Here is a 12,608-nt window from a genome sequence, read left to right as displayed (position 1 = left end):
AATCCTCTTCTTGACGGAGAGGGGGCACGGGGTCGTCGCTTGTTTTCCAGTACGATTGCAGAGCCAATCGCACCCTCTAGAACCGCAGCTTGCTATTGACGACCTCTTTTTTGATCTTCTTCTGACCTACCCAGGCCTTGCGATTATCCGTCAGGCTGATCAGGGTGAGATCCACCTGGTAGTAGCGGACCTGGGTGCGGCCTTCCATGTCGATAATGGTGTTGATTTGTCCGCTGAGCATGAAATCGGCACCGTATTCCTGACCCATCGCCTTGCGGGTTTCCTCACTCGCATGAATGTCCTGATCCAGCCGTTCATCACGGATGTCCTCACGCTCCTGGCTGGTGGCAACAAAGGTCACCCGGCCGGAGTTGGTCAACTCGCGCTGGATGTCATTGACGAAGGTGTTGGTGTTGATGTGTTCGTGGCTCAGGTTGCGCACGCTGCCGACGATGACGGCCGGCTGTTTGCCGGTGCGGCGCCTGAAGTCATCCACCCAGGGGCGCGACAGCATGTCGTCGATCATCTCTTCGGAGACCAGGCGCGAGTCGGTGTCGTTCCAGGCGCCGCTGAGATCCCGGACTTCATCCGCTTCCAGGCGTTCGACCTGGGTGCCGCAGCCGCCAAGACTCAGAATCAGCGCCAGTGTACCGGCCAGCCAGGGAAGATTTCGTCGGATAGTCAGGTACGGCATGCTCAGTTCTCCTGCGCCAGGTTATCAAAAATGTTGCCGCCCTGATCGCTGATATACCGTTTCAGATCGGCGTTCATGTTGTCGACCCTGTCCAGCGTCTCGGCCATATTGGCCATGTCCAGTTCCGCGATGGACCAGATATTTCCGGTCTGCTCATTTTCCCAGTGGCCGATGATTCTGACGCCGGTCAGGTTCACTTTGGTCAGATTGTTAATCTGTCGCGAGACGCTTTGCTGGTTGATAGAACGGCCGGCACTGGCAGCGTGGCTGCTGTAATCGTTACTGACCACATCCATGTACGAACTGAGAATGCGGGCGACTTCCGCGCGGGCACGATTATCGGCGGTGGAGATTTGCAGCGACTTGTCGTCCATCGGCGGGGCATGGCCGACGCCGTGAAAGAGTCGTCCGTCCCCGGCGTTCAAATACTGGGTGCCTTCGTTGACCCATTCGGGTGCGCCGCGGATACCCAGGTCGCTTTCCACCCGGGTCGGGCCGCCACCGCCACAGGCCATCAATCCCAGGGCAAGCGTGACGATGATACCCTGTTTGAGGGAGGGCAATACGTTCATGTTCGATCTCCTTGTCGAGAACACCGGGTGTGTGCCGGCAGCATACTCACATTCTAGCCGAGTCAGCCCGGCATGCGACGGAAATAATCGTCGGACAGCGTTTTCGCCAGTCCGGCCAGCAGGATCAGGCTGATCAGATTGGGGGCGGCCATCAGGATATTGGCGATGTCGGCGAAATTCCACACCAGTTGCAGCGGTACATAGGCGCCGACCACCACCAGGACGGTGAATATCACCCGATAGGGCATCACCGCCCGCTCGCCGAACAGAAACTCGGCGCTGCGATCGCCGTAATAGGACCAGGCGATCATGGTCGAGTAGGCGAAAAAGGTCAGGCCGATGCCGACGATCCAGCCGCCGATACTGCCCAGCCCCTGTTCGAAGGCGTGGGCCGAGAGGGCGGCGCCTTCCAGGCCCTCGGGTCGGGCCTCGCCCCAGGCGCCCATGATGACGATCACCAGCGCGGTCATGGTGCAGATGACGATGGTGTCGATGAACGGGCCCATCATCGCGACCAGCCCCTCGCGTACCGGTTCGTCGGTGCGCGCGGCGGCGTGGGCCATGGGCGCGGAGCCGAGCCCCGCCTCGTTGGAGAAGATCCCGCGCGCCACGCCGTACTGGATGGCGGCGCCGATGGCCCCGCCGCCGGCGGCCCAGGGGTTCAGGGCGAGATTGAAGATGGTGGCAAAGGCGGCCGGGATCCGTTCGATATGTAAAAACAGGACCACCAGTGCCGCGGCGCAATAGAAGACCGCCATGAAGGGGACAATGCGGGAGGTCACCCTGGCGATGCGCTTGATGCCGCCGATGATCACCAGGCCGACCAGAATCGCGATGATGACGCCGATCCCCAGCCGGTAGGTTTCGGCGCCGGGAAAGACATACGACAGTCCGTCCACCACCGAGTTGGCCTGTACCATGTTACCGATGCCGAACGAGGCGATCAGGGTGAAGGCGGCGAACAGGATAGCCAGGGTCTTGAAATTGAGTCCGTACAGCAGGGTGTACATCGGCCCGCCGGAGACCGAGCCGTCGGGGTGAAAGCGGCGGAACTTGACCGCCAGCGAACAGGAAGCGAACTTGGTCGCCATGCCGACCAGCGCGGTGATCCACATCCAGAACACCGCGCCGGGCCCGCCGAAGGCGATGGCCGTGGCCACCCCGGCGATGTTGCCGGTCCCGACCGTCGCCGACAGGGCCGTGGACAGTGCCTGAAAGTGACTCACCTCGCCGGGATCGTGCGGCTTGTCATAGTTACCGCGAATAATCTGCCAGGCGTGTTTGAAGCCGCGCAACTGTACAAACCGCAGGCGAAAGGTCAGATAGAGTCCGGTGCCGACCAGCAGAACGATCGAGGGAATGCCCCAGGCATAATCCGAGACCGTGCCGGTCCATTCGGTCAATGCGGCCAACAGGTTGTCCATGCTGTTCTCCCGTGATGGTTGTTTTTGTGTTCAGGACAGGGCGGGGGAGCCGTGAGTGATATTAACAGCCTGTGGCGGATGGTGTAATCTGACGTACACAAAATTCAGGGTTGTCACAACCGGACAACCGGGCGTATCGCAGGATGGTGGCAGGGTGAGGGAATAACCGATGGAGATCGAGCTTCAGACCGGGCTATTGCAGGGCGCCCGTCAGTGTCCCTCGCCCAATTACAACGCGCGCCCTGATCCGGCGGATATTTCCCTGCTGGTGATTCACAATATCAGTCTGCCGCCGGATCAGTTCGGCGGGGATGATATCGACCGTTTTTTCACCAATTGCCTGGATCCCGAGCGGCATCCCTATTTTCGGGAAATTTGTGATTTGCAGGTCTCGGCCCATTTGCTGATTCGCCGCGACGGCGAGGTAGTACAGTATGTGCCGTTTGGCGAGCGGGCCTGGCACGCCGGTGAATCGGAATTCGGCGGACGGGCCAACTGTAATGATTTTTCCATCGGTATCGAGCTCGAAGGCAGTGACCATCTGCCTTATGCGTCGATTCAGTATCAACGTCTGCAAGAGGTCACCCGCCTGTTACAACAGGCCTATCCGGCCATTACCCGTGAACGGATTGCGGGCCATTGTCACATCGCGCCGGGGCGCAAGAGCGATCCGGGTCCCGCTTTTGAGTGGGACCGGCTGCTGGCCGGGCTCTGAGCATGCCCGAAAGTGGGGACAAGACTTGATATTTACACCTTTTATATAGACACTTGGCATCATGAATCTGATAAGTATATTGCTGGCACTGGCGGTAGAGCTCTTCTACAAGCCGGTGTCTGACCTGCGCCGTTTCGACTGGTTCGATCGTTACCACGAAACCCTCTACCACAAGCTGGATGGCCAGCCGTTGCGCGACGGACCGGTGGGGGTCATTCTGCTGGTCGGACTGGTCGCGCTCGCGGTCTGGATCGTGCTGGCGGCGCTGGGCGCCCTGACCGGGCTGCTGGCCTTCTTGTTCGGGCTGGCGGTACTGATATTTACCCTTGGTCCGCGTCATCTGGATGACGATGCGCAACAGGTGCTGGATGCCCTGGAACGGGGTGACACCGAAGCCGCCTTACTCAATGCCCGCCAGCTGGGTGACGAGACGGAAATCACCGCCGAATCAAAAGCGGAGCTGGTGCAACAGGTGCGCGATCGGATTCTGGTCGAGGCGAACACGCGAATATTCGGCGTGCTGTTCTGGTTCCTGATTCTGGGCCCGATCGGCGCGGTCCTGTTTCGATTGAGCTGTCAGGTACGCCAGCAAGCGTCGGTGACCGACGAGTATCGCAATGCCACCCGCGATCTGTATCGTATTCTTGCCTGGATTCCCGCCCGGCTTACCGTGTTGTGCTACGCCCTGGCCGGCAATTTCGTCAATACCCTCAGCCGCTGGCAGAGCCCCAGGGATCTCTGGGAAGAGGAGAGCGACGCTTTTTTGATCGCCAGCGGTAACGGGGCGATTCAGGGGGAATACACCGAGTCGGACGAGGAAACTGAGATCAATACGGCCCCGGCTCAAAACGCCCTGGCGCTGGTCAAGCGGGCGCTGGTGGTCTGGGTGGTGCTGCTTGCCCTGTTGACTCTCATGGGCCTGACTTTCTGATACCCGTCTTTAACCACCATGCAGCAATTGATCCTCGGCGGAGTCCGCTCCGGTAAAAGCCGCCATGCCCAGCAACTGGCGCAGGAGAGCGACAAGCCCGTCACCCTGATCGCCACCGCCACGGCCGGCGATGAAGAGATGCTTGAGCGCATTCGTCGCCATCAACAGGAGCGCCCCGCCCACTGGCAGGTGATTGAAGAGCCGCTGGCGCTGAGCGCAGCCCTGCAGCAGAGTGATGATCCCGGGGCGATCGTGCTGGTCGATTGTCTGACCCTGTGGCTGACCAATCTGTTGCTCGAGGAAGATTCGCATAGATTAGAACAGGAACAGGACAACCTGCTGGCCTGCCTGCCGTTATTGCAGGCCGATCTGTTGTTGGTCAGCAACGAAGTGGGGCAGGGCATCATTCCCGCCGATCCGCTTTCCCGCCGCTTCGCCGATGAAACCGGCCGCCTGCATCAGCGTCTCGCCCGGGCGTGTGATCGGGTCACGATGATCACCGCGGGACTGCCGCAAACACTCAAAGGATAAATCATGACGCCGTACTGGCTGCAACAGCCTGTCAAAGCGATCGATGCCGACGCGCAACAGGCCGCGCAACAGCGCCAGGGCCAATTGACCAAGCCGCCCGGTTCGCTGGGCCAGCTGGAATCGCTGGCTATTCAACTGGCGGGTCTGCAGGCGAATGTTTCGCCCGTTATCGAACAATGCTGGATCGCAGTGTTCGCCGCGGATCACGGCATTGCCCATCAGGGCGTGTCCGCCTTTCCGCAAATTGTCACCACCGAGATGGTGCGCAACTTTGCCCGCGGCGGTGCCGCCATCAGCGTGCTGGCGGCAGAACAGCACGCCCGGCTGGAAGTGGTCAATGTTGGCACCGCGCACGATCCCGGCGAACTGCCGGGGGTGGTCGAGCAACGCATCGGTGAAGGCACGGCCGACTTCAGCCAGCAACCGGCCATGACGCCCGAACAGGCCGAGCAGGCGCTGGCGGCGGGCCGCGATTCGGTACAACGGGCACAGGATGCGGGAAGTCAGTTATATATCGGTGGCGAGATGGGTATCGCCAACACCACCTCGGCCGCCGCACTGGGCTGTGTGTTGTTGCAGCAACCGGCCCGGCAACTGGTCGGACCGGGCACCGGGCTGGATGATAGCGGCGTCCGGCACAAGGCGGCGGTGATCGACGCGGCCATCGCCCGCCATGCGGTGTCGGCCGATCAGCCGCTGGAGGTATTGCGCCATTTCGGCGGCTTTGAGATCGCGGCCCTGAGCGGCGCGTTTATCCACGCCGCCCAGTGCGGCCTGCCGGTACTGGTGGACGGCTTTATCTGCAGCGTCGCCGCGCTGATCGCCGAGCGGTTGCTGCCGGGCAGCAAACAATGGTTTATCTACAGTCACCGCTCCGCCGAGCCGGGTCATCGGGCGATCCTGGAGGCCCTGGAGGCGAAGCCGCTACTCGATCTTGGCATGCGTCTGGGCGAGGGCAGTGGCGCGGCCGTGGCCTTATCCCTGTTACGTCATGCCTGCGCCCTGCATAACGGCATGGCGACCTTCGAAGAGGCGGCGGTTTCAAACAAAGGAGCGGGGGATGAGTGACTATCGTGCCTCATCTTTAATCTTCTGGGAATTAACGCGGAGGACGCAAAGGCGCGGAGGCGCAGAGATTTTAAAATAAGATTGTTGTTTTCTCCGCGTCTCTGCACCCAAACAACGGGCATAAACGCCTCGGCGTCCTCTGCGTTTATAATCGGAATGAAGAATATGTGTCACGGTAATGAACAAGCCCATGACTCGACAGTACGGTAGGTCAGGTTGCGCAGCGCGCTACCTGACACCCTTCGATTAGCCGGGTGTCACGCAGGCTGCCGCCAGCGTAACCTGCGTTTTTGTCTGGTCTGCTGGAAACCAACGCGAAGGACGCAAAGGCGCGGAGACACGGGATTTATAGAATATGGTTGTTTATTTTTCTCCGCGACTCTGCGACTCCGCGAACTCCGCGTTCATAGTCAGGATGTAGAATCCGTGTCACAGTGATGAACAAACCCATGGCTCAACAGAATGTAACCACAACCATTGACCTGCTGCGCCACGGTGAACCGGTGGGCGGCAAGAAGTACCGCGGCCAGATCGATGATCCGTTGAGCGAGCTGGGCTGGCGGCAGATGCGCGAGGCGGTGGCGGATCACTGTCCCTGGGATCGGATCGTGACGTCCAGTTTGTGTCGCTGCCAGGATTTCGCCCGTGAACTGGCCGAGCGTCACGGCCTGCCGGTTGCGGCGGAACCGCGATTGATGGAGATCGGTTTTGGCGAGTGGGAAGGACGCACCGCTGAAGAGCTGATGGCCGAGGATCAGCAACGGTTGTTTCGTTTCTGGTCCGATCCGCTCAACAACACGCCGCCGGGTGCGGAAACCCTGCACGAGTTCGAGCAGCGGGTGATCGCTGCCTGGGACGATCTGTTACAGCAACACGCCGGTGAACATCTGCTGGTGGTGGGCCATGCGGGGATGATCCGCATGATCGTTCGCCACGTGCTGGCCATGCCGCTGGAGAACATGTTTCGCCTGCGAGTGGAGCTGGCCGGCTTTACCCGCATCGAAGTCGAAGTGTATGAAGGCCAGCAACTGCCGCGACTCATCTTTCACGGCGGTCAACCGGCATGATGCTTCTGCAGGCTTTTGTCACGGCACTGCAGTTGCTGACCCGTATTCCGCTGTCGATCCCCGGCCATGATCCGGATCGCCAGGCGAAGGTGGCCGGTTATGCGGTGCTCTTCTATCCCGTGGTGGGCGTGCTGATCGGTGCCTTGCTGGTGTTATTGCTCGGCCTGTTGCAACCGGTGTGGCAAAGCGAGGCGTCGCTTTTGCACGCCGGGTTATTGCTCACCGGCTGGGTGATCGTCACCGGTGCCCTGCATCTCGACGGCCTGGCCGACAGCGCCGATGCCTGGCTGGGCGGCTTCGGCGATCGGGAACGCACCCTGGCGATCATGAAAGACTCTTACGCCGGGCCGGCCGGCGTGACCGCAATCATGGTGATCCTGCTGCTCAAGTTCGCCGCGCTGAGTGAGCTGAGCTGGACGCTCTGGCCCGCCTTGCTGGTAATTCCGGTGCTGGCGCGCTTGCAGGTGGTGTTGCTGTTTCTGACCACCGCCTATGTGCGCCCCGGCGGCATGGGCGCGTCGGCCACCGAACACCTGCCACGCAAGACGGCCTGGGCGTGGTTGCTGTTGATCGCCGTTGCCGTTATCACGCTGATCGAATCAGGCTGGATGTTGATTGTGGCGATGGGACTGGTATTTGTCGTACTGCGTGCGATCATGCAACAACGTCTCGGCGGCACCACCGGCGACACCGCCGGCGCCCTGATCGAAATCACCGAAGCGGTGTTGCTATGCCTGATAGTACTTAGTACTTAGTTCTTAGTTCTTAGTTCTTAGTTCTGAGATGAGTTGGCAGTTGGCAGTAAAAGCCATGTAGGTCACGCTGGCGATAGCCTGCGTGACGCCTCTCTAACGGAGATGTCAGGTAGCGCGCCGCGCAACCTGACCTACAGGACTGATACTCAGGATTCAGGACTTAAGACTTAGGACTTAGAACTCAGAACTCAGCACTCATCCCCTTTCGATGATGGTCAAAAGCTTCGGCATGTCCAGATGCTGTTCCAGCGTGGCGGCCAGCCGGTCGATGTCGACTTCCTGAAGTTGTTGATAGTCCGGCTGTTCCGATTGCCGGGCAAGTCCCGCCCATTCCAGCAGCGCCTGGCAGGCCTGCGGGTCGTCGAACAGGCCGTGTAAATAGGTGCCCATGACGTTGTTATCGTTTGAGATAGCCCCGTCGTGGCGATCGTCGAGGATGACGGCGGGGGAGTCACAGGCGGGGCCGTGGGTGTGGCCCATATGGATCTCGTAGCCGCTGACCGGCGCATCGGCGATCGTTAATCGGCCGTTCACGTTGTGCAGTTGTTTGGCCGGCTCCAGGGTGGTTTCCATTGGCAGATAGCCGAGGCCGGCCGTGGAGCCGGGCGGGCCTTCCAGCCCCTGCGGATCGTGCAGCTGTTCGCCCAGCATCTGGAAACCGCCGCAGATGCCGATCAGCTTGCCGCCGTAACGCAGATGGCGGGCGATGGCCGCGTCCCAGCCGTGATCGCTCAGCCACTGGCGATCGGCGCGCACGTTTTTACTGCCCGGCAGCAGGATCAGATCCGCCGGCGGAATCGGATCACTGGTGCCGATATAGCGAAAGTTGATACGCGGGTCCACGCGCAGGGGATTGAAGTCGGTGTGGTTGCTGATCCGCGGCAGCAACGGGACGATGACATCAAACGGACGGTCTGTGTCGCACTGCTGTTCCCGGTTCAGGCTGTCCTCGGCGTCGATCTGCAGATGGGGCAGATAAGGAATCACGCCCAGCACCGGGATGCCGGTTTCCCGTTCCAGCCAGTCGAGGCCTGGTTGCAGCAGGCTGACGTCACCGCGGAAGCGGTTGATGATAAAGCCCTTGATCCGCTCGCGTTCCGAGGGGCTGAGCAGTTGCACGGTGCCGACCAGCTGGGCGAAGACGCCGCCGCGATCGATGTCAGCCACCAGGAGCACCGGGCAGTCCACCGCCTCGGCGAAGCCCATGTTGGCGATGTCATGTTCGCGCAGGTTGATTTCGGCGGGGCTGCCGGCACCTTCGACCAGCAGCAGTTCATATTGATCCGTCAGCCGTTGCCAGGAGTTCAGCACCGCGGTTTTCGCGGTCTGTTTGTATTGGTGGTATTCTACCGCGTCCATATTTTGCAACGCTCGGCCCTGGATGATGATCTGCGCGCCGGTGTCGCTGGCGGGCTTGATCAGCACCGGATTCATATCCGTGTGCGGGGCCAGCCGCGCGGCCCGGGCCTGGACCGCCTGGGCCCGGCCGATCTCGCCGCCGTCCGCCGACACCGCGCTGTTGAGCGCCATGTTCTGCGGCTTGAAGGGGGCGACACGTTGCCCGCGATTGGCAAACAGCCGGCACAGGCCGGTGACCATGATGCTTTTGCCGGCATCGGAGGTAGTGCCCTGGATCATCAGGGCGCGACAGGTTTTCAAAACAGCATCCATTATCCCGTGAAACGAACTGGCCATTTTAATACAGAACGCCCCCGCGCCGTGGCCCCAATCCGCGCATGTTGAGCGTGGCGATCATGCTGGCGGCGGTGGTGCTGGACCAGTTACTGGGCGATCCCCGCCGTTATCATCCGCTGGCCGGTTTTGGCCGACTGGTCCTGTGGCTGGAGCCCCGGCTTTACGGGCCGCCCTCGTTGCGTGACGGGCGACGGCGCTGGCGCGGCGCGCTCGGCTGGCTGCTGCTGGTGGCCCCGCCGGTGGCGCTGACGGCCTGGCTGGTGGCGATCCTGCCGCCGTGGGGCGCGGCGGCGATCGAGGTGCTGTTGCTCTATCTGGCCCTGGGGGCCCGTTCGCTGGCACACCACGCGCTTCGAGTGGCTGGCAAGCTGGAACAAAATGATCTGGACGGTGCGCGCCACGCCGTGGCGATGATGGTCAGTCGCGATACCGACTCCCTGACGCCTTCCCAGATCAGCACCGCCACGCTGGAGTCGGTGCTGGAGAACGGCAACGACGCCGTGTTCGCCACCCTGTTCTGGTTCCTGCTGCTCGGCGCGCCGGGGGTGGTGCTGTTTCGGCTGGCCAATACCCTGGATGCGATGTGGGGCTATCGCAACGACCGCTACCGGGACTTCGGCACGCTGGCGGCGCGCCTGGACGATCTCCTGAACTGGATCCCGGCCCGGCTGACCGCGCTCGGTTACGCCCTGCTGGGCCACACCCGCCAGGCCCTGCGCTGCTGGCGGGCACAGGCGCGGCACTGGGGGGGCATCAATCCCGGGGTGGTGATGGCCAGCGGTGCCGGGGCACTGAACCGGACCCTGGGCGGGGCGGTGCAGTATCATGGCGCGCTGCGCGAGCGGCCGCCGCTGGGCGCCGGCCCTTCTGCCCGGGTGGGTGATATCGCCCGGGCGGTGCGTCTCGTACAATACACGCTGATTTTATGGCTGGTGATCATCGCGATCGGAGGAGGGCTGTTTGCCACAACATGGGGGTAATTTGCTGGAGGCGGCGCGCCGTTACGGGCGGGCGCCGGAGCAGTGGCTGGATCTGTCCACCGGGATCAACCCCGGGGCGTATCCCGTGCCGGCGCTGCCGCCCCGGGTCTGGCAGCAGTTGCCCCAGCAGAGCGACGGGCTGATCGACGCCGCGCTCGAGTATTACGGCGCGCCCGTTGCCCTACCGGTGGCCGGCTCGCAGCAGGCCATACAGCTGTTGCCGGGCCTGCGTGCGCCCGGTCGCGTCGGCGTGCTCGCGCCGAGCTACAATGAACACGGCTATCGCTGGGAACAGGCCGGCCATACACGGGTGGCTCTGCATCCCGATACGATCGAGTCCCGGCTCGACACCCAGATCGACACACTGGATGTGCTGGTGGTGGTCAATCCCAACAATCCGACCGGCCACCGTTTTGCTCCGGCGCAACTGCTTGAGTGGCACCGGCGTCTGCAGGCCCGGGGCGGCTGGCTGGTGGTGGACGAGGCCTTTATCGACTGTACCCCCGAGCAGAGCCTGGCCGCTTATAGTCATTTACCCGGGTTAATCGTCCTGCGCTCCATCGGCAAGTTCTTCGGCCTGCCGGGGCTGCGCGGCGGTTTTGTACTGGCCGAGGTCGGGCTGCTGGCGGCGCTGGACGAGCGACTGGGCCCCTGGGCCGTCGCCGGCCCGGCGCGCTTTATCATGCAGACGGCACTGCAGGACAGAAACTGGCAACAGCGGATGCGTGAGCAATTGCCCCGGGCCAGCGAACGGCTGGCGCAATTACTCACCGAATACGGCCTGCCGGTCGGCGATCGTTCGCCGCTGTTTGTCTGGTTGCCGACGTCGGACGCTTACACGTTGCATGAACAGCTGGCCCATCAGGGTATCTGGAGCCGCTATTTTGACCCGGCCGCCGGCGGCCCCGGGCTGCGCCTGGGATTGCCGGGTGCGGAGAGCGAATGGCAGCGACTGGAAAGCGCGCTGGCGCAGCTGCCTCAATCGAAACCCAACCAGGTGGTACATGCATGAAATCTCGTCTGATCGCCATCATAGGGCTCTGTTTGCTCGTCGGGTTCGTGAGCGCCGGGACACGCAGTGTCACCGACTACACCGGCCAGCAGGTCCGGCTGGAACAGCCGGCGCAGCGCATCGTCAGCCTGGCCCCGCATGTGACCGAACTGCTGTTCAGCATCGGTGCCGGCGAGCGGCTGGTGGGGGCGGTCAATTACAGTGATTATCCCGAGGCGGCCGAATCGATTCCGCGGGTCGGGGGATATAACGCGCTGGATCTGGAGCGGATTGTAACCCTCAAGCCCGATCTGGTGGTCGGCTGGGAAAGCGGCAACAACCCGGCCGATCTGGAAAAACTGCGGCGCTTCGATCTGCCGCTGTTCATCAATGAGCCCCGCCGGCTGATGGATATTCCCGAGACCTTGCGTCGTCTGGCGGTGTTGACCGGTACGGAGCAGCAAGCCGAGACGGTGATCGCCGATTTCAAGGAAAAGCTGAAACGGCTGGAGCGGTTCAGCGAACGACAGCCGGTCGATGTTTTTTATCAGATCTGGGATCGGCCGTTGATGACGGTCAACAACGAACATTTGATCGGGGATGTGATCCGTCTGTGCGGCGGGCGTAACGTATTCGGCAAGACGACCAGCCTGACGCCGCAAATTTCAGAAGAAGCGGTGATCGCAAGAGCCCCACAGGCCATTGTTATCGGTGGCATGGGCGAGCAACATGCCGAATGGCTCGAGCGCTGGCGGCGCTGGCAACAGATGCCGGCGGTACGTCACGATCATCTTTTTATGATCAACCCCGATCATCTGCAACGCCACACCGTGCGTATCCTGCAGGGGGCCGAGACCCTGTGCCGGCAACTGGAGCAGGTCCGCTCGCGCTGACCTCGAGACTTCTTCCCCCAGAAAGCCCTGATTTGCCCGTTCCGGAAACCCGGGAAGCTCTGAACAAATCCTTTCTCGTCGGAATCTAAATAACGAATTCTGCAGGTCTCGCTGGTGTTAGCCTGCGTGACATCCCTGCCGATACGAAGAATGTCAGGTAGCGCTGCGCGCAACCTGACCTACACCTGGTTGCTAGCTGTGATCTCTCAGTAGGTTGTTCATCCGGCACCTACCCGGACAATTGGCGGTGCAAACCCAAACCAACCGCCAGGAGGCCCGGATGAACACCCAT

At 61.8% G+C, this 12,608-nt stretch carries 13 protein-coding genes; 9 read left to right on the top strand and 4 right to left on the bottom strand.

All coding sequences use genetic code 11. The features are described from left to right. Window positions 1–76: 76 nt before the first annotated feature. The 3 genes from EDC23_RS13325 to EDC23_RS13315 all read right to left on the bottom strand — a co-directional run bounded on the left by EDC23_RS13325 (window position 77) and on the right by EDC23_RS13315 (window position 2,681). Window positions 77–694: a penicillin-binding protein activator LpoB gene (locus tag EDC23_RS13325; RefSeq protein WP_134085270.1), complete on the bottom strand. Its 618-nt coding sequence runs from the start codon at window positions 692–694 to the stop codon at window positions 77–79. A gap of 2 nt (window positions 695–696) precedes the next feature. Then, window positions 697–1,266: a hypothetical protein gene (locus EDC23_RS13320; RefSeq protein ID WP_134085268.1), complete on the bottom strand. Its 570-nt coding sequence runs from the start codon at window positions 1,264–1,266 to the stop codon at window positions 697–699. 62 nt (window positions 1,267–1,328) lie between these two features. Next, window positions 1,329–2,681, bottom strand: a complete 1,353-nt coding sequence (locus EDC23_RS13315; protein WP_399359516.1) for an alanine/glycine:cation symporter family protein — start codon at window positions 2,679–2,681, stop codon at window positions 1,329–1,331. Between the two features lie 178 nt (window positions 2,682–2,859). Between EDC23_RS13315 and ampD the strand changes: the two genes are divergently transcribed. From ampD to EDC23_RS13285, 6 genes are all read left to right on the top strand, one after another. After that, window positions 2,860–3,405: a 1,6-anhydro-N-acetylmuramyl-L-alanine amidase AmpD gene (ampD, locus tag EDC23_RS13310; RefSeq protein ID WP_134085266.1), complete on the top strand. Its 546-nt coding sequence runs from the start codon at window positions 2,860–2,862 to the stop codon at window positions 3,403–3,405. Window positions 3,406–3,466: 61 nt separating this feature from the next. After that, a complete protein-coding gene (gene ampE / locus EDC23_RS13305) occupies window positions 3,467–4,336 on the top strand; it encodes a regulatory signaling modulator protein AmpE (RefSeq protein WP_134085265.1) in 870 nt (289 codons plus the stop codon). Window positions 4,337–4,354: 18 nt separating this feature from the next. After that, complete coding sequence (gene cobU, locus EDC23_RS13300) at window positions 4,355–4,867, top strand: bifunctional adenosylcobinamide kinase/adenosylcobinamide-phosphate guanylyltransferase (RefSeq protein ID WP_134085264.1); 513 nt, start codon at window positions 4,355–4,357, stop codon at window positions 4,865–4,867. A 3-nt stretch (window positions 4,868–4,870) separates the two neighbouring features. Then, window positions 4,871–5,935, top strand: a complete 1,065-nt coding sequence (gene cobT, locus EDC23_RS13295; RefSeq protein WP_134085262.1) for a nicotinate-nucleotide--dimethylbenzimidazole phosphoribosyltransferase — start codon at window positions 4,871–4,873, stop codon at window positions 5,933–5,935. Between the two features lie 449 nt (window positions 5,936–6,384). Next, window positions 6,385–7,002: a histidine phosphatase family protein gene (locus EDC23_RS13290; RefSeq protein ID WP_134085261.1), complete on the top strand. Its 618-nt coding sequence runs from the start codon at window positions 6,385–6,387 to the stop codon at window positions 7,000–7,002. 5 nt (window positions 7,003–7,007) lie between these two features. Continuing rightward, complete coding sequence (locus EDC23_RS13285) at window positions 7,008–7,757, top strand: adenosylcobinamide-GDP ribazoletransferase (RefSeq protein ID WP_208321395.1); 750 nt, start codon at window positions 7,008–7,010, stop codon at window positions 7,755–7,757. Window positions 7,758–7,952: 195 nt separating this feature from the next. Here EDC23_RS13285 and EDC23_RS13280 read toward each other — a convergent pair whose 3' ends face one another. Next, a complete protein-coding gene (locus EDC23_RS13280; protein WP_317622988.1) occupies window positions 7,953–9,395 on the bottom strand; it encodes a cobyric acid synthase in 1,443 nt (480 codons plus the stop codon). Between the two features lie 98 nt (window positions 9,396–9,493). Here EDC23_RS13280 and cbiB point away from each other — a divergent pair, with 98 nt between their 5' ends. From cbiB to EDC23_RS13265, 3 genes are read left to right on the top strand one after another with little or no spacing between them, the layout of a single operon-like run. Next, complete coding sequence (gene cbiB / locus EDC23_RS13275) at window positions 9,494–10,432, top strand: adenosylcobinamide-phosphate synthase CbiB (RefSeq protein ID WP_134085259.1); 939 nt, start codon at window positions 9,494–9,496, stop codon at window positions 10,430–10,432. Then, window positions 10,413–11,444: a threonine-phosphate decarboxylase CobD gene (cobD, locus tag EDC23_RS13270; RefSeq protein WP_134085258.1), complete on the top strand. Its 1,032-nt coding sequence runs from the start codon at window positions 10,413–10,415 to the stop codon at window positions 11,442–11,444. The genes cbiB and cobD overlap by 20 nt, the downstream gene beginning before the upstream one ends. Further along, entirely contained in the window at window positions 11,441–12,316 is an 876-nt protein-coding gene (locus tag EDC23_RS13265; protein ID WP_134085256.1) for a cobalamin-binding protein, read from the top strand. Before cobD ends, EDC23_RS13265 begins: the two co-directional genes overlap by 4 nt. Window positions 12,317–12,608: the final 292 nt, after the last annotated feature.

Source organism: Thiohalophilus thiocyanatoxydans, assembly GCF_004366735.1.
GTDB classification, from domain to species: domain Bacteria; phylum Pseudomonadota; class Gammaproteobacteria; order UBA6429; family Thiohalophilaceae; genus Thiohalophilus; species Thiohalophilus thiocyanatoxydans.
The sequence above is the reverse complement of the archived record's forward strand: the minus strand, read 5'-3'. Positions and strand labels throughout refer to the sequence as shown.